At 45.4% G+C, this 21,036-nt stretch carries 17 protein-coding genes; 1 reads left to right on the forward strand and 16 read right to left on the reverse strand.

Annotation, left to right across the window (positions count from 1 at the left end; genetic code table 11):
- Positions 1 to 22: 22 nt before the first annotated feature.
- The 16 genes from JOE49_RS22375 to JOE49_RS22450 form a co-directional block, all read right to left on the reverse strand.
- A complete protein-coding gene (locus JOE49_RS22375) occupies positions 23 to 1,426 on the reverse strand; it encodes a UDP-N-acetylmuramoyl-tripeptide--D-alanyl-D-alanine ligase (RefSeq protein ID WP_209943690.1) in 1,404 nt (467 codons plus the stop codon).
- Positions 1,426 to 2,913 (reverse strand): UDP-N-acetylmuramoyl-L-alanyl-D-glutamate--2,6-diaminopimelate ligase, encoded by a 1,488-nt coding sequence (locus tag JOE49_RS22380; RefSeq protein WP_028540478.1) that lies wholly within the window; start codon positions 2,911 to 2,913, stop codon positions 1,426 to 1,428. Before JOE49_RS22380 ends, JOE49_RS22375 begins: the two co-directional genes overlap by 1 nt.
- 55 nt (positions 2,914 to 2,968) lie before the next feature.
- Entirely contained in the window at positions 2,969 to 4,885 is a 1,917-nt protein-coding gene (locus JOE49_RS22385) for a stage V sporulation protein D (protein ID WP_025721601.1), read from the reverse strand.
- 81 nt (positions 4,886 to 4,966) lie between these two features.
- Positions 4,967 to 7,321, reverse strand: coding sequence for a penicillin-binding transpeptidase domain-containing protein (locus JOE49_RS22390; RefSeq protein ID WP_023989453.1), 2,355 nt, complete (start codon positions 7,319 to 7,321; stop codon positions 4,967 to 4,969).
- Positions 7,322 to 7,381: 60 nt separating this feature from the next.
- Positions 7,382 to 7,762, reverse strand: coding sequence for a hypothetical protein (locus JOE49_RS22395; RefSeq protein WP_025721604.1), 381 nt, complete (start codon positions 7,760 to 7,762; stop codon positions 7,382 to 7,384).
- 24 nt (positions 7,763 to 7,786) lie between these two features.
- Complete coding sequence (gene rsmH / locus JOE49_RS22400; RefSeq protein WP_023989455.1) at positions 7,787 to 8,737, reverse strand: 16S rRNA (cytosine(1402)-N(4))-methyltransferase RsmH; 951 nt, start codon at positions 8,735 to 8,737, stop codon at positions 7,787 to 7,789.
- Positions 8,738 to 8,754: 17 nt separating this feature from the next.
- The gene (gene mraZ / locus JOE49_RS22405; RefSeq protein ID WP_013311099.1) at positions 8,755 to 9,192 is read right to left on the reverse strand and encodes a division/cell wall cluster transcriptional repressor MraZ; all 438 of its coding nucleotides are present in this window, start codon (positions 9,190 to 9,192) and stop codon (positions 8,755 to 8,757) included.
- Between the two features lie 332 nt (positions 9,193 to 9,524).
- Positions 9,525 to 10,790: an adenosylhomocysteinase gene (locus JOE49_RS22410; RefSeq protein WP_013311100.1), complete on the reverse strand. Its 1,266-nt coding sequence runs from the start codon at positions 10,788 to 10,790 to the stop codon at positions 9,525 to 9,527.
- 64 nt (positions 10,791 to 10,854) lie between these two features.
- Positions 10,855 to 12,486 carry a bacillithiol biosynthesis cysteine-adding enzyme BshC gene (gene bshC / locus JOE49_RS22415; protein ID WP_209942887.1) on the reverse strand — a complete coding sequence of 544 codons (1,632 nt, stop codon included), beginning with the start codon at positions 12,484 to 12,486 and terminating at the stop codon, positions 10,855 to 10,857.
- Positions 12,487 to 12,608: 122 nt separating this feature from the next.
- Entirely contained in the window at positions 12,609 to 13,547 is a 939-nt protein-coding gene (locus JOE49_RS22420; protein WP_013311102.1) for an ABC transporter ATP-binding protein, read from the reverse strand.
- A gap of 11 nt (positions 13,548 to 13,558) precedes the next feature.
- Positions 13,559 to 14,509 (reverse strand): ABC transporter permease, encoded by a 951-nt coding sequence (locus JOE49_RS22425; RefSeq protein ID WP_013311103.1) that lies wholly within the window; start codon positions 14,507 to 14,509, stop codon positions 13,559 to 13,561.
- Between the two features lie 4 nt (positions 14,510 to 14,513).
- Complete coding sequence (locus JOE49_RS22430; protein WP_023989458.1) at positions 14,514 to 15,446, reverse strand: ABC transporter permease; 933 nt, start codon at positions 15,444 to 15,446, stop codon at positions 14,514 to 14,516.
- 197 nt (positions 15,447 to 15,643) lie between these two features.
- Entirely contained in the window at positions 15,644 to 17,344 is a 1,701-nt protein-coding gene (locus JOE49_RS22435; protein WP_209942888.1) for a peptide ABC transporter substrate-binding protein, read from the reverse strand.
- 153 nt (positions 17,345 to 17,497) lie between these two features.
- Positions 17,498 to 17,887, reverse strand: a complete 390-nt coding sequence (locus tag JOE49_RS22440) for a DUF3397 domain-containing protein (RefSeq protein ID WP_013311106.1) — start codon at positions 17,885 to 17,887, stop codon at positions 17,498 to 17,500.
- 4 nt (positions 17,888 to 17,891) lie between these two features.
- On the reverse strand, positions 17,892 to 18,851 hold the full coding sequence (locus JOE49_RS22445; RefSeq protein WP_209942890.1) for a ketopantoate reductase family protein: 960 nt from the start codon (positions 18,849 to 18,851) through the stop codon (positions 17,892 to 17,894).
- A 126-nt stretch (positions 18,852 to 18,977) separates the two neighbouring features.
- On the reverse strand, positions 18,978 to 19,628 hold the full coding sequence (locus JOE49_RS22450) for an RsfA family transcriptional regulator (RefSeq protein WP_013311108.1): 651 nt from the start codon (positions 19,626 to 19,628) through the stop codon (positions 18,978 to 18,980).
- A 297-nt stretch (positions 19,629 to 19,925) separates the two neighbouring features.
- Between JOE49_RS22450 and JOE49_RS22455 the strand changes: the two genes are divergently transcribed.
- Positions 19,926 to 21,011 (forward strand): hypothetical protein, encoded by a 1,086-nt coding sequence (locus JOE49_RS22455; RefSeq protein WP_209942892.1) that lies wholly within the window; start codon positions 19,926 to 19,928, stop codon positions 21,009 to 21,011.
- Positions 21,012 to 21,036 lie beyond the last annotated feature (25 nt).

Genomic DNA, 21,036 nt, shown 5'->3' on the forward strand with positions numbered 1-21,036 from the left:
GGGAGTCTCCCTCTCGTCAACATCAGTTCTGTAGCGAACCGTTTTTCAGCGCATCCACAATTTCTTCTAGTCGCATCCCTCTGGATGCCTTAACCAGCACAATATCATTGGCGTGTAGATGAACCAGCAAATACTGGATCAGCTCTTGCTTATCTGTATAAGCGTGCACGTTAGCAGTTGGCATCAACTCTTGCGCACCCTGCGCAATCGAAGTGCCTAACGCACCGTAGGTAAACAGTACTTCTACGTCGTGCTTTGCCGCGAAAATTCCAATTTCCTCATGGAATTGCTTTTCCTCAGGTCCCAACTCCAGCATGTCACCAAGCACGGCGATTTTACGTCCGTCCGTTTTATACGCAGACAGCGTCTGAATTGCAGCCTTCATTGAAGCCGGACTGGCATTATAAGCATCGTTTAGCACGGTAAGTCCATTAGGACAGTTCACGATCTCAATGCGCATGCCCGTCAGCTTTAAAGACGACAACCCTTTACGTATATGGTCTACATCGACATTGAAATGACGCGCTACCGCCAGTGCTGCCAAACCATTTACAACATTGTGCTGTCCAAGCAAGGGAAGCCGGAAAGCCTCTTTGCCAGATTGGGCTGTTATAAATAAGCTGCCTTCTCCATCGGAAGTGATTTCAGTTGGATAGTCATCGTTGCCTGCAACTAGCCCGAACGTAAACAATTTTAAACCTTCAGGCTTGACCGTTTCAGACTCCGCCAACACTTGTGAAAGCAGTGGTTCATCCCCGTTATAGATCAGCAAACCACCAGCCTTAAGGCCACTTGTGATCTCCAACTTTGCACGAGCGATTTCCGCACGAGAACCAAGCTGCAGCAAGTGCGATTCGCCTATGTTCGTTATGATAGCTACATCTGGTTGGGCAATATTAGCCAGCAGACGAATCTCTCCACGTCCACTCATGCCCATCTCCAGAATGAGAATATCTGTATCCTGCGGCATAGACAGTACCGTTAAAGGCAAACCGATATGATTGTTATAATTCCCTTCGGTTTTGTGTACTTTAAAAGTCGTGCCCAGCAGAGCGTTTACGATGTCTTTCGTTGTCGTCTTGCCGTTGCTTCCCGTGATCCCAACGACAGAAACGCCGGTTTCGCGTAAGTATGCAGCTGCTAGATGCTGAAGAGCTTCTAGCGTATCCTCTACCTCAATAGCGTTCTCAGCCGGAGGTGCTCCATGATCCTTTTGCCATAAAAATGCAGCTGCACCTGCCTCGCTTACGATCTGCTGCACATAATTATGCCCATCAAACCGTTCGCCCACGAGTGGAACAAACAACCCTTGGCTCTGCGGCCTGCGAGAATCTGTAAAAACGCCTTCGACCATCTGTTCGGCGTCCGCTTCTCCGTGAAGTATTCCTCCACACATAGATGCAATCTGACCGATTGTTCTTTTCATCACTTGGATAAACCCCTTATCGCTTCTTTGGCTACGATGCGGTCATCGAATTCATGCACCGTTTTTCCGATCAACTGGTAAGTCTCATGACCTTTTCCCGCAATCAATACTACATCGTCAGGGCTTGCCATTTCAACAGCTTTATGAATTGCAGTTCTGCGATCCACGATCAATTCGTATCGTTCTGCGGGTACACCTTCGTCGATCAACCCTTGTTCGATGTCTTTCAAAATCACTTTCGGGTCCTCTGTTCGCGGATTGTCGGAAGTAATAAACGAGTGATCGCTGTAACGCGCAGCAATTTTCCCCATCAATGGGCGTTTCGTACGATCTCGGTCGCCGCCGCATCCAAATACACACCATACTTTACCGACCGCAAATTCCTTTACGGTGCGAAGGACATTTTCCAATCCGTCCGGTGTATGGGCATAATCTACAATAACAGCAAAGGGCTGACCCGCATCTACAGGCTCTACCCGCCCATCTACGCCTGCGATAGACTCTAGACTGCGCTTGATATCCACCAGCGAGATTCCTTCCAGCAAAGCAGCGGTAATGGCCGCCAGTGCGTTGTACACATTGAACTTGCCTACCATTCGAAGCTCAATATCGGTATCTCCTTTAAAAGTAGACACATGAAAGGAGGTTCCCTTGGAACCTATAGTGATACGAGATGCCTGCACATCAGACTCCTTTTCCACGCCGTATGTAATCACTTGGGCCGCAGTTTGAGCCTGCAAATAGGAAGAAGCCGGATCGTCTGCATTCAGAACAGCATATTTGCTATCTGATGCATCCCGCGAGAAAGCATTTCCCAACCTAGAGAATAAAAGTCCTTTTGCAGCACGGTACTCCTCCATTGTGTTGTGGTAGTCCAGGTGGTCCTGCGTCAGGTTTGTAAATATAGCGGTGCGAAAATCAGTTCCTTTGACGCGGCCCTGCTCCAACGCATGTGAGGATACTTCCATGACACAGCATTGAACCCCCTGCTCTGCCATATTTCCGAGATAACGTTGCAGTTCCACCGCTTCGGGCGTAGTGCCAGACATTGGGTAAGACTGACCACCGTAACGCATTTGAATCGTACCAATCAGTCCGGTGTTCACCCCCGCATCCTTCATGATCTTTTCAATCAGATAAGTTATCGTTGTTTTACCGTTGGTTCCGGTTATGCCGATCATGCGCATGCGTCGGCTCGGTGAATCAAACATATAATCTGCCAAAACCGCCATGGCATGTCGTGCATCCTTAACTACAAGCTGCGGAACAGGTACATCCAGTTCACGTTCAACGACCAAAGCTGCCGCCCCGGACGCAATTGCCTGCTCAGCATAGTCATGTCCGTCCACTGTAAAACCTGGCAAACACAGAAATAAATCCCCCGGTTGCACTCGACGTGAATCCGCCCCGATTCCTCGGCAATCCACTGTACCGTCACCCACCACACGGGAGACGGCCAGCAGTGAAGCCAATTGTTGAAGCTGCATCTTTCATTCCTCCATTGCTCTCTCGTTATTCATAGTATGGTATAAAATGAACCTATCAATCCCCCATGTAAATACGGATCGTTGATCCCCGCTCCAATCTGGAGCCCGGCTTCGGCGCCTGACTCACGACCGTCTTGCCTGACCCAGATTTCACGAGCATAAAGTTCATATTCATATCTTCGTACAAATCAGCTGCAGTAGCACCTACCAGATCAGGTACCGTTTCGATCGGATTTTCTCCATACTTGTACTCTTTGGCAATTTGATTGGTGCGAGGCGGTATTTTCAAGGCAATCAGCGCGTCCTTTAAAATATTTTGCACGATTGGCGCAGCAACCACCCCGCCGAATTGAATGCCCTTCGGGTTATCGACAGCGGTATAGACGACGATTTGCGGATCATCCGCCGGCGCAAAACCAATAAAGGATACAATATGCTCCGAGGAAGAATAACGTCCGTTAATCACCTTTTGTGCCGTCCCCGTTTTACCTCCTACCCGGTAGCCTTCAATAAAAGCAGGACGACCTGTACCTTTAGCAACGACGCTCTCCAGCGCTTCTCTTACCTGTCGGGAGGTATCCTCTGAAATGACCCTACGTACCAGTTCTGGTTCTACTTTTTCCAGCACTTTTCCGGTTCCCGGCTGAACCCAACCTTTTGTAATGTGAGGCTTATAAAGATTACCGCCATTGATTGCCGCCGATACTGCCGTTACCTGCTGGATCGGAGTGACAGACACCCCTTGACCAAAAGCGGTTGTCGCCAGTTCTACAGGACCGACCTGAGGTAGCTTGAACAAAATGCCGTTGCCCTCACCAATCATGTCGATTCCCGTTTTGCTGCCGAAGCCGAAATTCCGAATGTACTTGAAAAGTGTTTCTTTACCTAACCGCTGCCCCAATGTTACAAAACCGGGGTTGCAAGAATTCTCCACCACTTGAAGGAACGTTTGGCTTCCATGTCCGCCTTTCTTCCAGCAACGCAGGCGTGCTCCACCGACTTCAATATATCCCGGATCAAAAAAACGGTCATTTTTGAGATTGACCTTCTTTTCTTCCAAGGCAGCCGCCAGTGTAATAATTTTGAAAGTAGACCCAGGTTCATATGTCATCCAGATAGGCAGATTTCGATTATAGATTTCAGGCGCATACTGCTTGTATAGTGCTGGCTCATAGCTTGGTCGTCCAGCCATGCCTAATATTTCACCCGTCTTGGGGTTCATAGCAATAGACAACGCGGACTTCGCCTGAAATTTGACCATGGCTTGGTCAAGCTCCCGTTCCATAATGGACTGCACAGACTTATCAATGGTTAATTGTAAATTCAGTCCATCCTTCGGTTCAATGTATTTTTCAGAAGAACCAGGCATCAGACGACCACCTGCATCTGATAAATACGCAATGCTTCCGTCGATTCCCCGAAGCTTACTGTTTTGCTGCTTCTCTACGCCTGTCAGCCCTTGATTATCAATTCCTGTAAACCCAAGAATATGAGCCGCTAGATCACCATAAGGATAATAACGTTTGTTGTCTTCAGCAACAACGATACCCGGCAGCTTCAAATCACGAATTTGCTGCGCTTTCTCCATCGTAATTTTTCGTCCGCCGGGCTGAAGTTTTTGGCTTGCTGTTCGTTTGGTAATCAGCTTGAGCACTTTATCCTCACTCATATCCAGCAAGGGCGCCAGCCTGCGTGCCGTTTCTTCCGGCTTCTTAATTTGCACTGGTATCGCCATGACTGTCGGCGAACTGACATTGTAGGTCAGCGCCGTACCCTGCCGATCCAAAATTTCGCCGCGCTTGGCGGCAAATGGAATATTGCGGCGCCACGAATCCTCAGCCTTGGCCGAGAGCTCGCCTCCTTTACCCAATTGAACATAGGCGAGCCGGATCGACAAGGCCGCAAACAGTACAAATAATCCCATTAGCCCCCATACCAGCCTCCGCCGCATGGTCACGTTAGATTTTTTCAAACGCGCTCCCTCCGTTCCTCAAATACTCATGACATGTCTTACCTCATGAATATTCAAAAGAACGGACATTAGAACAAGCTATCAGTTATCCTCGCCTTTAATCGCAGCAGCACTTTTCTCATCTGCAACAGCAGATATTCCTCCCTTAGGAGCTCCCGCGTCTGTTCCAGCATCAGCAGTAGTACTGGATTCGGTTTTAGTATCGACCTCCGTTTTTGTTGCGCTGCCGGTCTGGTTAGCTGCAACTCCATTGGTCGAGTCCTGTGTTTCCTCCGGTTTCACTCCGGTCACCGTTTCTTTGGCCGGCTGAAGCGTCACGCTGACGATCCGCTTTCCATTTACCATTTGCGCCTTTTGAGAGACAACATAACCTTCGCCGCTTACCTGCACACCAACCTTCATAAGGGTCAGAACTTGAAGTGTGTCACGCAACGAAACACCTGTAAAATCAGGAATAGTCATGTTGGCACTATCCTCAGTCAGCAAGTAAATGCGTTGTCCGGGTTTCATTTTGACGCCTGCTTCAGGATATTGGCGAACAATTTTGGAGCCTTTGCCTACCGTTTCATAGGCAATTCCCTGTTTGAGCAATGCATTTTGCGCATCTTTCTTCACCTGACCAGTTAATGTTGGTACCGTTGGCAAATTCACTGTTTTTACAACAGCGCCACCTGATTTATTCGTTTTAGTTCCTGTTTTTGGAACCCCCATATATTGCAACGATTGAGATACGATTTTTTTAAATACAGGCGCTGCTGCTGTACCGCCGCCTACTGATTTGTTAGGTTCATCCATAACAACCAAAACAGCTATTTTCGGATCATTTACTGGTGCAAAACCTATAAAGGACACGACATCCTTCGAATGGTCATATACTTTTCCGACGACCTTCGTCGCTGTACCTGTTTTACCAGCTACACGATATCCGTCAATATAAGCAAGGCGTCCCGTACCAATTTCTTGGTCAGATACGACCTGCTCCAGATAGCTGCTTGTCTGGACTGCCGATTCCCGAGTAATCACTTGGCGGACTTCCTTCGGTTGAATCGTCTGAACTTCGCCTGTATCTGGGTTCATGATTTCTTTCACCAGATGAGGTTGCATCAGCTTCCCCCCGTTAGCAATTGCCGAGATTGCAGCTACCTGCTGGATTGGCGTTACCTGAACACGTCCGTGTCCATACGAAGCCGTTGCCACCTCGGATTTGTACTGGGTATGGAAAGTAATAGCTCCGGTAGACTCACTCGGAAGATCAATGCCTGTTTTCACGCCGAATCCAAAGTTATTAATATATTTCTTCAGCCTTTCGCCACCCAACTTATCCAATCCCAGATGGACGAAACCGACGTTACTTGAACGCTTGACCCCCTGAAGATAGGTTAACGTTCCCCAGTTACGGCTTACGTCACGAATATCCCAGCCTCCGACCCGAATCATACCAGATTGGTAGGATTCATTTGGATTGAACACCTTTTCTTGAACCGCAGCTGCCAAGGTGACAATCTTAAACGTGGAGCCAGGCTCGTAGATAGATTGAGTAGCATTATTACGGAAATATTCCAAGGGTGTACTCCCATATGTATTGGGATTAAAATTCGGATAAGTTGCCATACCGAGAACATCCATCGTCTGAGGATCAGCAGCTACAACAGTCATCGTTTTCGGGTTGTATTTTGCAATAGCTTCCTGCATGGCATCCTCTATATAATACTGAATCGTATCGTCAATCGTCAGCTTTAAATTTTTACCATTTTGTGCCGGCTCATAGACACTTTCCGATCCTTGAAGAGGAACTCCCTTCCGATCCCGCTGATACAGAAGCTTTCCAGCCGTCCCCGAGAGCTCTTTATTATAATAAGCTTCCAACCCCATACCTGCTGTGCCATCTTTTCTTTGATAGCCAAGAACATGGGAAGCCAGCTTATTTTCCGGATAATAGCGTTTGGATTCTTGAACGGTGTCCACAGCTCCAATTACTTCATACTTATCCTTCAAATACTCTTTGAACGTATCCACTTGTGCCTTGACCTCAGGATCTACCTTCCAGCCCCCATTACGAATCTCGCGATTTTTTAAGTAGTTCCCCTTTTTATCCTTTGCAGAAAGATGTCCTCTCAGCTCATCCTCAGGCGTTTTGAGTAACTGGTGCAGCTTAGCTACAACCTCATTCTCCAAATCATACTCCTGAATGATACTAGGATTGACAACTACCGTATAAGCCGGTGCATCCGTAGCCAATACGTTTCCTTTACGGTCCGTAATGGTTCCACGCTTGGGCTGAATCACCTGATCTCTTTCTACTTGATTAACTACCAGGTTATGCCAGTACTCCCCACTCACAACTTGAATCCAAAATACCTTAAGTAGCAGAACAAGAAAAAAGAGGGTAATACATCCCCCTATTAGCAGTGTGCGAAGCTTTATTCTTTTGACCATAGCTCAAACCTCTCTGCAAAAAAATGTACGTCAGAGCATAGCTTGATGCTATGCCCTTAACTATTTGGCAGCCTGCTTTTCCACACGAATGGGCTCTCTTGTTGGTTCGATATATCCTTGTTGCTTTGCAGTCGGCACGATCTGATTTTCCAGACGCTCCTTTTGAATCTTCAGTTGGGCGATATTGGTCTGTAATTTGGAAATGTCCTTGCTTGCCGTATTAATCGAATAATTGATTTGATAAATGTGAGCGTACCTGCTAATCAACATACCAGCAATGACAATGCACGCTACAAGTGTCAATAGATACAGCAGCTTTTCTCGAATCGGCAGCTCTCTGCGGCGTGTAACGACTTTGGTGGTCTCACGATACCGTTGTTGCTGAACCTGTTCCTGACGGGCTCTTTCTTTTACAGCCAAATTACCGCGTGTATAAGCCATGTCGCCTCTCCTTCTCCATTAAATTTACAATTTTTCGGCAACTCTCAGCTTCGCTGACCGGGACCGTGGATTAAGCTCCAATTCCTGCTCTGACGCCACAATCGGCTTACGGTTCACCAGCTTCAGATCGCCTATCATTTTGTCCTCCAAAATAGGCAAATCAGATGGATAGATGCTTTTCGCCAAATACTCCTTGAAAATATGCTTGCATATCCGATCCTCCAGAGAATGGAATGTAATGACCGAAATTCTGCCTCCTGGAGCCAGACATCTTATTGCCTGATGCAAAGTATCTTCCAGTGCACCCAACTCATCATTCACAGCAATCCGCAAAGCCTGGAAACTGCGTTTAGCCGGATGTCCCCCGGTTCTGCGTGCCGCAGCCGGAATTCCTTCTTTGATAATATCGACAAGTTCCCCTGTTGTGTGAATAGGCTTGTTCAATCGACGTTCAATCATGATCTTTGCGATCCGCCGTGAAAACTTCTCTTCTCCGTAATGAAACAAAATACGCGCAATCTCTGCTTCCGACCATTCATTGACAATTTCGTAAGCCGTAAGCGAGCTACTCTGATCCATCCGCATATCAAGCGGTGCATCATGATTGTAGCTAAATCCCCGTTCCCCCTCATCGAACTGGGGCGAGGATACACCCAGATCGAACAAAATACCCTGGACTTGCGGGACGCCGTCTTTTTCGGGCAATCCCAGCTCGGTCAGCTTGTCCTGCAAGTGGCGGAAGTTGGATTTCACTAATGAAATCTTTCCTTCATAGGCTGACAGCTTCTCTCGCGCATTGTTCAATGCCCAGTCGTCCTGATCAAAGGCAATGAGCCTTCCCTCAGGACCAAGCTGTGATGCAATGACGGAACTGTGTCCTGCCCCTCCCAACGTGCAGTCCACATAAATCCCGTCCTGCCTGATGTTTAGTGCCTGTGTTGCTTCTTCTTTGAGTACGGTAATGTGGTGAAACAAACGGCTGACCTCCTAAATTACAATTCAAAGTTGAAATCAACCAATTTCTCAGCAATGTCGTTAAATGCTTCTTCTGATTGGTTGAAATATTGCTCCCAAGTATGCTTGCTCCAAATCTCTACACGGGTGGACACTCCCAATACGACGCACTCTTTAGTAAGCTTGGCGTATTCGCACAAATTCCCCGGTAAATTTACCCTGCCCTGTTTGTCCAATTCGCATTCAGTCGCCCCCGAGAAAAAAAAACGGGTAAACGCCCGCGCATCGGCCTTCATCAGAGGCAGTGCTTTAAGTTTTTTCTCCATGACAGCCCACTCATCCATGGGATACACGAAGAGGCATTGGTCCAGCCCGCGGGTAACCACGAACGAGGCACCGAGAAGTTCACGAAACTTGGCCGGTACAGTAAGCCGGCCCTTCTCATCAATGCTATGTTGGAACTCCCCCATAAACATTGGTTTCGTCACCCCTTACCCCATTCTCCCACTTTGGCCCACTTTCCACCACCTAAGCATAATAGATTCGCTTTAAAAAATCAAAGACCTCTTTTTCATTACCAAAAAGTGATAGAAGCCGGATCCATACCCTTATGTCTGTTATTGTAGCCCTGCGTCACAAGATGCAAAAAAGCCCCTTACCCCATGAAGCCGGCCCCCGACAATATGCATCAGGTTTCGAAACAACACGGAATAAAGGGCTTACTCTCTGTCCATTATGCCAACCTAAACAAACACTTGCATTAAAAACGCAACACTTTTGCAGCGAAAATCGTGATGAAATAATCCGATTACGCGTTCCAGCTGTCCAAATAGATCTTTTGGTCTTCAGTTAACGTGTCAATTTGGATTCCCAGACTATCAAGCTTGAATCGAGCTACCTGCTCATCAATTTCATAAGGTACATTAATAACAGCTTTGCCTAGCTCATTGTAACGATCATTCACATATTTCAAGCCAAGCGCCTGAAGCGCAAATGTCGTATCCATAATTTCCGCAGGATGACCATCAGCAGCAGCCAGATTCACGAGGCGTCCTTCTGCCAGCAAATACATTTTACGTCCATCTTTAAAGCGATATTCCTCGATATTGCGACGCACCGTACGAATGGATTCGGAACGTTTAGCAAGCTCAGGCTTACTAACCTCCACATCAAAATGCCCTGCGTTACACAGCACAGCTCCATCCTTCATCACATCAAAGTGTTCTCCTGTAATTACAGCCTTGTTTCCAGTTACTGTAATAAAGAAGTCGCCCAGTTTGGCAGCTTCTACCATCGGCAAGACATGGAAACCATCCATATGGGCTTCTACTGCCTTGATTGGATCAACTTCGGTTACAACAACGTTGGCTCCTAGCCCTTTCGCACGCATTGCAACCCCTTTGCCACACCAGCCATAACCTACCACAACCACTGTACTTCCGGCTACAACCAGATTAGTCGTACGAATAATGCCGTCGAAAGCTGACTGTCCTGTACCATAGCGGTTATCAAACAAATATTTGCAGTAAGCATCATTAACAGCCACCATCGGAAAGTGAAGTTGCCCTTCTTTTTCCAAAGCCTTCAAACGAATAATTCCAGTAGTTGTCTCCTCTGCTCCCCCACGGATCGTAGAAATCAGATCAGGCCGTTCGGATTGCAACAGAGTAACCAAGTCACCACCATCATCTATAATGAGATCCGGCTTTGTTTCCAGTGCCTTGATTTGCAAATTTTTGAATTCTTCCGGGTCCGGATTGTATTTAGCTAATACTGTAACGCCATCTTCAACTAATGCGGCGCAAACATCATCTTGTGTGGACAACGGATTACTACCCGTAATAGTTACCTGCGCTCCACCTGCTTGTACCACTTTAGCCAGATAAGCCGTTTTGGCCTCCAGATGTAGACAGATGGTTACCTTCAGACCAGCAAAAGGCTGCTCTTGCTCGAATTGTTGACGTATACGGTTCAATACTGGCATATGGGCTTCTACCCAATCAATTTTCAAATGACCTTCAGGGGCCAATTTAAGATCGTGAACTATGCTATTTTGCAGAGAATGGGAAGTCATACTTTGTTTCCTCCTTCATATTGGTTAAATTTGAACCATGATAAATCCTATATAAAATAATAAATCATACATAAATAACGCGATGCGTACCCGTCAGATCCAATGGTACACTCATAATCATATCAATCAGGCTGAGACCATGACGGTTCAGAAAATGATAGATCGTATACGCCCGCTCCTGCGGCTGTCCAAATGGAAAAAGCGACCACTCAATACGATCCCACTGGCGAAGTGCTGTTTCATTTTGCCGAAGCAACGCTTCCTGAACTTTTGCCTCCAGATAGGCGATCTGTGCCAGAATCTTATCGCGGTTGGTTTCTCCGAGCGGTAGCAAACCTTTTTCAATCAAACCTGTCTGCTGCACAAGCGGTTCGTACATGCGGACAAAAGCTTCCTTAGCCCCGGAAAACTGATCCTGCATTCCAAGCTGATCTTGAGTGGCGATCCATTGCTTTTTCCGTTCCTCAAGTCCGTCTCTAACTTGACCAAAACTCAATTCATACTTAAGCATATGCTTCTCCACGCCTGGCTCTACCAACGTAAAAGACATTCGTGGCAGCAGTATCGGCATCTGCATCTCCAACACCCCGAAAGCATCCCGTGTAATCGCCCAGTAAGCAATCTCTCCTAGACCCAGCACAGATGCCAACACCGGAAACAGTGAATCCTGCATTAGAGGACGAGTTAGCACATTGTTACTAAAACGTTCGGGATGTCTATCTATCTCTTCAAGCAGTTCATCCACAGTAAACACCACCAGACCGTGTCGATCCGTGAATAGTCCAGCTTTTTTGAAAAGCAGCAAGCGTTCATCTTCATGGATATAAAAGAGATTCGCGCCACCTTCATGCACATCGGCTTGTAAATGATATCCATAATCTACGATCCGCGCAGCAGTCGTCCGGTAAGCCTGCTCCAACTCATCATTGTGCTGAACCAGTTGCTTAAAAACGGATGCTTCCAGCTTGCGTAGCGAAGGATCTGCTGAATCCAAGAGTACTAATCCATAGGTGCCGAACAAAAGGCCCAGCAACTTGGCAAAGGCTTCACTCAGTCCATATGAATCCGTTAGCCCGTTCTCAATCATGCGCATTATTTCAGCCTTATATTCTGAATCTGGCAAGCTTTGCTCTATATCCGCTATCGCTTGCTTCCACTCAACAGCCTCAACTTTAATGGCACTAACCGAAGAACGGCGTTCAGGTTGCTTATTCAGCTTGATTTTGACGGCTTGTGGGTCATTTGCCATTACGTATGTATGATTGACCTCGTCCCAGTCATGATCTTCGCCAGCAATCCAGAAGACGGGAATAACCGGACGTCCAAGCCGTTCCTCAGCTTCTCTCGCCGCCTTAATTAGGGTAGCAGCTTTGTAAATGACCAGCATCGGACCTGTGAACAATCCGCTTTGCTGCCCGCCAGCTACTACTAAGGCATCTGGACTTTCCAGACGGTCCAATGAAGCACGAACCGCCTCATACGAATTGTATTTCTCATTGTATATACGAAGACATGCTACGATATCCTTACGGTTTAATCGCAGATGCCCCGTCTTATCCAGCCACTTCGCCCGTTGGGCATAAGCATCGGCGTGCAGCACATTATATTCATACAAGTCGCTTGCGCGTCCTGTACCCTGTATATAATCTTCTGCCAAAGCCGACCCTCCGCGAAGCGTTTCCGGAATTATCTTCATGGGTCTGCCTCCTGTCTCCACCAAAACCTTACTGCTTGATTGTACCGAAAGCCCATGTCCACGTCAAAGCTTCCTACAAAAAAAACCGCCGAATAACTCGGCGGTTGGTGCATAAAACAAGATCAGGCGTAAGGCTCAGCTACAAAATGTCCTTTAGACACTTCGATGAGCGTGGCATTTTCCAGGTTATAAGCCCCTGTCTTGCTGCCAGATGCATCATGAATCGGGCCTGCTTGGTCGCCTGGCATAATAATCCGTTTTTTGTTGGCTTCTACTTCTGGATCAGGAAGTGGGATCGCCGACAAAAGCATTTTCGTATAAGGATGGATCGGATTTGCATACAATTCAGCACTTTCTGCAAGCTCGACCATTCTACCCATATACATTACAGCTACCCGATCACTGATGTGCTTGACCATCGACAGATCATGCGCAATGAACAGGTATGTCAGACCCAAACGTTCTTGAAGCTCTTTTAACAGGTTGACAACCTGAGCCTGAATAGATACGTCAAGAGCTGAAATCGGCTCATCACAAATGATGAATTTAGGATTAACTGCTAGTGCGCGTGCAATACCGATCCGTTGACGTTGACCACCAGAAAACTCATGCGGATAGCGTGTTGCATGGTCAGGGTTCAAACCAACCAGATCAAGTAACTCTTCAATCCGTTTCTTACGTTCTGCACGGCTACCCGCCATGTTGTGAATATCCAGTGCCTCACCAATAATATCAGAAACGGTAAAACGCGGGTTCAATGATGCATACGGATCTTGAAAGATCATCTGCATATCACGGCGCATTGCTTTCATTTTACTCGGTGACAATTTGTAAATATCCGTACCGTTAAAACGTACGCTACCTGCTGTAGGTTCATACAAGCGCAAAATCGTACGACCCGCTGTAGACTTACCACAGCCGGATTCGCCAACCATACCCAGCGTTTCACCCTCGCGAATATAGAAATTCAGGTTGTCCACCGCTTTGAGCACACGGTTTTTGCCAACATTAAAATACTTTTTAAGACCTTCAACCTCAATTAAATTGTTGCTACTCACCATGATCTCACCTCCTATTTCTTCAACTTCGGATCAAGCGCATCACGCAAGCCGTCGCCAAAAAGGTTGAACGCAAGCATAATCAAACTGATCAAACCTGCTGGGAAAAGCATCCGCCACGGGTAATACATCCACCCGGTCAGAGCCGATTCAATCATTGAACCCAGCGACGCCTGAGGAGCCTGTACCCCTAATCCAAGGAAGCTCAGGAATGCCTCAGAGAAAATAGCACTTGGAACTGTCAAAGTCAGTGTGACAATGATTGGTCCTACCGCATTAGGCAACAAGTGACGGAACAGCAAACGACCTGCACCAGCACCCATTGAACGGGAAGCAAGTACAAATTCTCGGTTTTTAAGTTGTAACATCTCACCACGTACAATCCACGACATGTTAATCCACCCCGTTACACAGAGCGCAATAATAATTGTAGTGATACTTGGCTCCAGTACAACCAGCAACAGGATCGTAACAAGCAAGTAAGGAATGGAGTACAAGATTTCAGAAAATTTATTCATGATTTCATCAACGCGGCCACCAAAGTAACCCATAATTCCACCATAAATAACTCCAATCATCAAGTCAATCATTGCAGCAGCCAAACCAATAATCAAGGAAATCCGAGCGCCCATCCAAGTACGTACAAACATATCACGTCCCAGATCATCTGTTCCGAACCAATGTTCCGCCGAAGGAGGAAGATTGGTGCTCAACAAATCATTGGTGCGGTCATCGTATGGGGACAGCATCGGCCCAACAATTGAAGCAAGCACAATGAGAACCAACACACTCAAGCTCGTCATTGCTAGTTTATTTTTACGAAGTCGTTCCCAAGCATCTCGCCAAGCGGACAAGCTTTCGCGCTGAATAACTTCAGACTGCTTTTCATCCGCCCCGACCTTCTGGAAATCTTCCGGTTTTACCTGAAGCTTATCCAAGTTCACAGCATTATCTTTAACAGACATAAAGTTATCCCTCCTTCCCGCCAGTAAGCTTAATCCGCGGATCAATAAATCCATATGCAATATCTGTAATAAAACGCGCCACCATCAGCAAAATACCGTAAAAAATAGTAACTCCCATAATCATGGTATAATCGCGGGTTGTAATACTATCTACGAATACCTTACCAATACCGCCAATCCCGAAGATACGTTCAATAACAACTGAACCCGTAATAATATTGGCCGTCATGGGTCCCACATAGGTAACAACCGGCAAAATAGCATTACGTACAACGTGTTTGAACATAATTGTAATGGATTTCAAGCCTTTAGCTTTGGCAGTCTTAATGTAATCCGCATGAAGCACTTCCAGCATGCTGGAACGCGTCAGTCGAGCGATAAACGCAATTGGGGAAGCAGATAAAGCTGCAACAGGCAGAACGTAGTCCATCGGACCGTCAAAGCCCATAACATTAAACCAACCTAACTGTTGAGCGAAGAAAAATTGAATCAACGATGCTAGAACGAAGCTGGGAACCGCAATCCCCATGATAGCTAATACCATTGCAACGTTATCTATTAGCCTACGATGATACAAAGCTGCCAGCATACCTAGCAAGAGACCGACAATTATCGACACGATTATGGCAACAAAACCTAGTTTGAGGGAAACCGTAAAAGTTTGTCCGATAATGTCAGTTACACTTTGATTCAGCTTTTTCATAGAAATACCAAAATCACCTGAAGCAATATCACCTAAGTATTTAAAATATTGGACATATACAGGCTTATCCAGCCCATATTGTTCCATTAACCGGGCTTGAATCTCAGGAGAAGTCGCTTTTTCACTCATGAAGGGGTTACCCGGAATTGCTTTCATGAGAAAAAACGTCGCAGAGATCAGAATGAACAAAGATAGCAGCATATAGAAAAATTTACTGATCAAATAACGCGTCATTGCCCGTTTACACCCCCCATAAATTTTTTTCGACACCATTCGATTTTATCGAAATAGAATTGGACTGTCCAATCTACTTATTTGCATGGTTACATGATGATGGAAAAGACCATGACACACAAAAAAAACGGGATATATATGGTTCTATCCACATATATATCCCGAAGTAACTATCAAACTTCAGAATCGAGCTTCAGTTACTGTGTAATATACGCTCTTGTGAAATCAACTGCTCCACTAAAGTCAAGCCCAATGTCTTTTACATTCGGTTTCGTTAAAGAAACATTTGAGTAGTAGTAGATCGGAAGCATTACCATATCATCTTGAACCAGAATTTTCTCAGCTTTCGCAAAATCTTCCATGCGTTTTGCTGGATCAGTTTCTTTCTTAGCTGCTTCAATCAAAGCATCATATGCTGGGTTAGCATAACCTGCATTGTTGTTGCCATTGCCTGTTGTCCACATATCCAGGAATGTCATTGGATCATTATAGTCAGCAGACCATCCACCACGAGCGATTTGGAAATTCAGCTTGTTACGTGTTTGGATAAATACGCCCCACTCTTGGTTTTGAGTTTTGATGTCAACACCAAGGTTTTTCTTCCACATATCAGCAACTGCCAAAGCAATCTTTTGGTGACTCTCGCTGGAGTTATACAGCAATGTTACCGGAGGAAGTGTAGTTACGCCTTCTTCCTTCATACCTTCTTGAAGCAATTTTTTCGCTTCAGTGAAGTCTTCTTTGAAGTAATCATCTTTATTCTCAGTACGGAATTCTTGAGATACTCCTTTGATACCTGGAGGTACAAAGCCGTATGCAGGAATTTGACCGCCCAATGTTACTCTTTCAACGATTGGTTGGCGTTCAATAGCCATCGCAAACGCTTTACGGATTTTAACATTGTTAAATGGTTTTTCAGTTACATTAAACAGATAGTAGTACGTACTTGCAATCCCTTTTGCCTTAAATTCGTTAGGCAGTTCTTTTTTCACAGCCGGAATTTGGTCGGTAGGAATTTCACCGTTTGGCATACCTGCGTAATCGAGTTGTCCACTTCTATAAGAAGCCAGCTCTGTTGCACCGCTATTTACAAGGGACATCGTAATTTTATTCAGCTTGATATCATCTTTACCCCAATAGTTTTCACTTTTGGTTACTTCGATCTTTTGACCGCTGTCCCAAGTCGTTAATGTGTAAGGTCCGTTAGTGATCATGCTATCTTTCTTAACAGCCCACTTATCATTACCTTTAACGGAAGGATTTACAGGGTAAAAAGTGTAGAAAGAAGTCAATCCCAAGAAGTAAGGAGTTGGGTGCTCCAGCTCTACTTGCAATGTATGGTCATCAACAGCTTTAACACCTACATCTTTAAAGTCTGTAACTTTAGTGCCTTTAAAAGATTTCGAAGTACTCAGGTTGTAACCCTCAGCATTTTTGATATAGTACAATTGGTAAGCATATGGAGGTGCAGGAGCCGTGGAAGGATCCAATACCCGTTGCCAAGCAAATACGAAATCGCTTGCTTTGACTGGGTCGCCATTACTCCATTTTGCAGTATCACGAAGCTTGAACGTATAGGTTTTGCCGTCATCGGAAATTTTCCAAGATTCAGCTACGCCAGGGATTTCTTTGCCGTCAGGACCCATACGTACGAGACCTTCATACAAAGTTTTCAGAACCGTGTTAGTTTGACTATCCTGAGCTTGTGCCGGATCGAACGTTGGCGGCTCGGATGCAAGGTTAATGCGCAAAATTTGCTTGTCGGCCGCAGCCGGCGTAGTCGAGGTGTTTTCTTGTGCGCCCTTACCATTATCGTTCTTGCTGGAGCCACAACCTGCGAGCAGTGCACCAACTGCAAGAATGAGTGTCAAAAGGACTAAAAAGCTTTTCCTTTTCATCTAGCGTTTTCCCCCTAGTTCTAAAGTGGTATATGTTTATAGATTATACAACCAGCGGTCAAAAAAATCTACATTACATTTCTTCAAATTGAGCTTTTTTTTCAAAAAAACATGATTAATTCATATTTTTTCACCTTTTCATGTCATCTTATATCACATGATGTTGAATATATTCTTAAATATACCAACAACAGTCAACAAAATATACGCCAATGTCATCGCTATAAAAGTTAATCTCCAGACCGCTCTACATAATCTTTTACCATCAACCTTCCCTTTTATTCGATTTTGAGCTCCTCCAATTAAACCCAAGGCCAGTAATAGGAGCAGTAGAATCAAATAAAAACCGAATCGAGATGTAAAAATGACGTTAAAGAGTGCTGCGACGGAAAATATCAGAAAAAACGTGGTAATATCCATAGAAGTAAGTAACGATTTCTTTTTTTCCATTTTAAGAATGTAGCGACAAACCGCAAACACGATCAAAAACGGAAAAAAGGGAAGAATACTGAAAGTGATAATAGTACCTTGTATAAGACTCAACTGATCACCCCTCTTTTAGCCGCATGCCTTCAATTAATTGCCACAATACCTCATGAGTTGGTGCAGTAACTCCAGCCCGATCTGCCATCTGCACCAGTTGTCCGTTAATTGAAGCAACTTCCGTCATGGACTGTGCAAGTACATCAGCTAGCATGGACGAGTGATTTTCTGCCGTTGCCCGGCATACATTCATAATTTGCTCCCACCATGCGTTTTCCCAGTGGATACCATGAGCTTCATACACTTGAATGCCTTCATCGTACAGCCTGCGCATCATATGTATTCGAATAGGGTCCGAAAGCAGCTCGCCATTACGAACTCGCCATACCGCTGTCAGCGGATTGATCACAGCATTGATCAACAACTTGCGATACATACCGTTCTCGATTTCTTTCGACAAGCAAACGTCAAATCCTGCTGCAAGCAGCCGATTTAGCACACATTGATTAAAATTATTGTTCTTCTCCTCCTCTCCTTCCTCCGAACTACCAATTTCAGTAACACCCGATCCTGCATGTACAATAGATGCTACTCCCTGCCTCTTGGCTCCTTCAGTCGTCACAGCAGGGTATACCACAGCTTCAGGCCAAGCCTGTCTAATGCGTTCTATATGGCCGATTCCATTCTGCAAGCAAACAATTCCTGTATCTCTATCCATTTGAGCTGCAGGCTGGATCTGTTCTAATACTTCCTCAATCGCCCCCTGTTTGGTCATAAGCATTATCCATCGTGCTGGAGCCTGTGAATTTAACCGTTGCCAATCTGCCAATGGCGCTACCTTCAATTTATCCCCGGAAACATGTACTGCCGTCTGTCCCTCCTTATCAAACACAGTAATCCCTTCACGAGCAATGACGCGTGCCTGCTCAAGTGTACGCGTCCACAGCCTTACTTTTGTACCCGAAGCAGACAACCTCCCGGCAAACAACAATCCCAGCGAACCCGCTCCAATAATATCAATCACCTTTGTATCGTCTCGCTTCCATCTTTTTTTCTACTATATCATATGCACTCTAAAGAAATACAAAAAACGCCAACTACGGCAAAGCGCTAGTTGACGTTTTATTTCAATATTCCAGAAGTAATCTTGTTACTCAATGCGCTCCAGATTCCCATTGGCGTCCATTTTGAATCTGGATTTAAGCTCTTCCTCATCTTCAGTGATTAAAGCCAAGCGCCGAGCTCGGTCCATAATCTGAATCAGAGCTTTATAATCATCATTCACAACACGATAGTCGGTTTGTACATCATTCACTTCTTTGGACAGCCGGTCATTAATAGAGCGAAGCTGATTCAATTCTTCTTCCTTTTCCCGTAAATCTTTCTCCAGCATCTTAATCTGCCGATTCGTTTCCTGGACGGATCCCTTCCATTGGCGCAAGAAGCGAATTACTGCATCAATAGATAATGTATCCTCACTCGCACCATCTGTTCTGTATCCACCTTCGACTGTATCAAGCGAGGCAAAAGCCGCAACCTGTGATACACCCACCGGGTTCTGCTTACGGATATAACTGCGCTTCTGGCGCTGTGCTTTGGCAATACTAATCGCTTCATCGTAACGTTTGCGCACGCAGCTATTCCAACGAAAGCCACATGCTGCAGAGGTTCTTCCTATTTTTTGTCCAACCTCCTCAAACGCAGCGAGCTGCGTTCCACCTTCACGGATATGCCGCAATGTCACCTCCGCCAATATCAAGTCATCTTCCACACTCCATGCATCTTGTCTTATTGCAGTCATGCCTCTAGCCCTCCTAACAACATCCTGAAATAACCGTCTTCATGAACCGATCTTGCCGGTATTTGAATAGGGTATAAAAGCTGTTTATTCATTCCTATGCCTCTCGTAGAGTTCATAGAATCTATTTGATACTAAATTGTATTTCCATTTCTGCAAGAACTCATACGTGAACGTAAACAGTTTCGGGTTTCAAGCATGCTCAGACTGCTGTACAATAAAATGAATGGTTAAAGAAACAGAAAGGATCATATACATTACCATTAGTTTTTTTCGGGAATACATAAAAGGGGAAACCAAATGAACAAACGAATAAAAATCACAATCAGCACCCTGCTGACCACCATTATGTTGCTAACTTTCATATATGTACGTCCTACCCTGGCCGCTCCCTCCAATGAAGAAAGTAAGATTTTACAAGATAGCCTGTCGATTGTAGAGATAGACCATGAAATTGAGCGAATCAGTCAGGAGCAGCATACCCTTTTGCAGCGTCAGCAGGAACTGCGAAGTAATCTCACCGTTCAGCAAGAGCAAATGACCATACAACGGAAGCGTGCAGGTTCTGTGCTGCGATCTTATTATATGGGGGAAAGGGACAAACTGTTGAGTGTGGTGCTAGGGGCGAAAAGTATAAGGCAACTTCTCTCTCTGTACGATTACTACTTATTATTGATTAGTCACGATCAGGATGTGCTTCAAGAATATGAATCCAATTATCAATCTATGCGAAAAACAGAACAACAAGTCACCCAAGCCTCAATGGAACTGGAGACTGTCAAAACAAACTTACTGGCACAACGTAAACGCATTGCCCTGCTTCAGTCGCGTGTAAATGACGGCGTTAACGCCAGTAATGACCCGGATACCCTACGCAAGCTAATTGGCGAAATGACAGCTTATTGGGAGAATGTAGGTGTCTACGAGGTAAATAAGCACTTTAAAGCATTAGCTCAAGCTATGCAGAATTTACCACAATTCATTCAACAACAACAAGGTGCCATGGTTACAAATGGAAAAGTCATTACGATAAGCATTCGTGAAGAGGACTTTAACCGTTTTTTAAAGTCAGAAAATGAATTGTTTAATCACTTCAACTTTACATTTGCGCAGGATCGAATTGTGGTAGAAGGTCAGCAGGGAACGATGAAATTAAGGGTAGAAGGTCACTACACGCTAGAGAATGAGCCGAAAAATGCAATTTTATTTCATGTGGATCGATTGGTATTTAATGGTCTGGAGCTACCTGATACGACCCGCAACAAGCTGGAAAAGGATTTTGATCTGGGTTTCTACCCACAGCAGCTTATTTCATATGTCAAAGCCACAGAAGTACGCACTTTAGCAGGAATGCTTGAAGTTAAGCTCGAATTAAACTTTAAGTAAAATTTTGCTCACCTTTCATTGTTCT

This window comes from Paenibacillus sp. PvR133 (assembly GCF_017833155.1).
GTDB lineage: Bacteria > Bacillota > Bacilli > Paenibacillales > Paenibacillaceae > Paenibacillus > Paenibacillus polymyxa_B.

Coding starts and splice junctions, on each gene's coding strand:
- JOE49_RS22390 (WP_023989453.1), bottom strand. CDS start 7,321: ATGGTCAAAAGAATAAAGCTTCGCACACTGCTAATAGGGGGATGTATT.
- JOE49_RS22380 (WP_028540478.1), bottom strand. CDS start 2,913: ATGCAGCTTCAACAATTGGCTTCACTGCTGGCCGTCTCCCGTGTGGTG.
- JOE49_RS22420 (WP_013311102.1), bottom strand. CDS start 13,547: ATGGTGAGTAGCAACAATTTAATTGAGGTTGAAGGTCTTAAAAAGTAT.
- JOE49_RS22375 (WP_209943690.1), bottom strand. CDS start 1,426: ATGAAAAGAACAATCGGTCAGATTGCATCTATGTGTGGAGGAATACTT.
- JOE49_RS22435 (WP_209942888.1), bottom strand. CDS start 17,344: ATGAAAAGGAAAAGCTTTTTAGTCCTTTTGACACTCATTCTTGCAGTT.
- JOE49_RS22450 (WP_013311108.1), bottom strand. CDS start 19,628: ATGACTGCAATAAGACAAGATGCATGGAGTGTGGAAGATGACTTGATA.
- mraZ (WP_013311099.1), bottom strand. CDS start 9,192: ATGTTTATGGGGGAGTTCCAACATAGCATTGATGAGAAGGGCCGGCTT.
- bshC (WP_209942887.1), bottom strand. CDS start 12,486: ATGAAGATAATTCCGGAAACGCTTCGCGGAGGGTCGGCTTTGGCAGAA.
- JOE49_RS22395 (WP_025721604.1), bottom strand. CDS start 7,762: ATGGCTTATACACGCGGTAATTTGGCTGTAAAAGAAAGAGCCCGTCAG.
- JOE49_RS22410 (WP_013311100.1), bottom strand. CDS start 10,790: ATGACTTCCCATTCTCTGCAAAATAGCATAGTTCACGATCTTAAATTG.
- JOE49_RS22430 (WP_023989458.1), bottom strand. CDS start 15,446: ATGACGCGTTATTTGATCAGTAAATTTTTCTATATGCTGCTATCTTTG.
- JOE49_RS22425 (WP_013311103.1), bottom strand. CDS start 14,509: ATGTCTGTTAAAGATAATGCTGTGAACTTGGATAAGCTTCAGGTAAAA.
- JOE49_RS22455 (WP_209942892.1), top strand. CDS start 19,926: ATGAACAAACGAATAAAAATCACAATCAGCACCCTGCTGACCACCATT.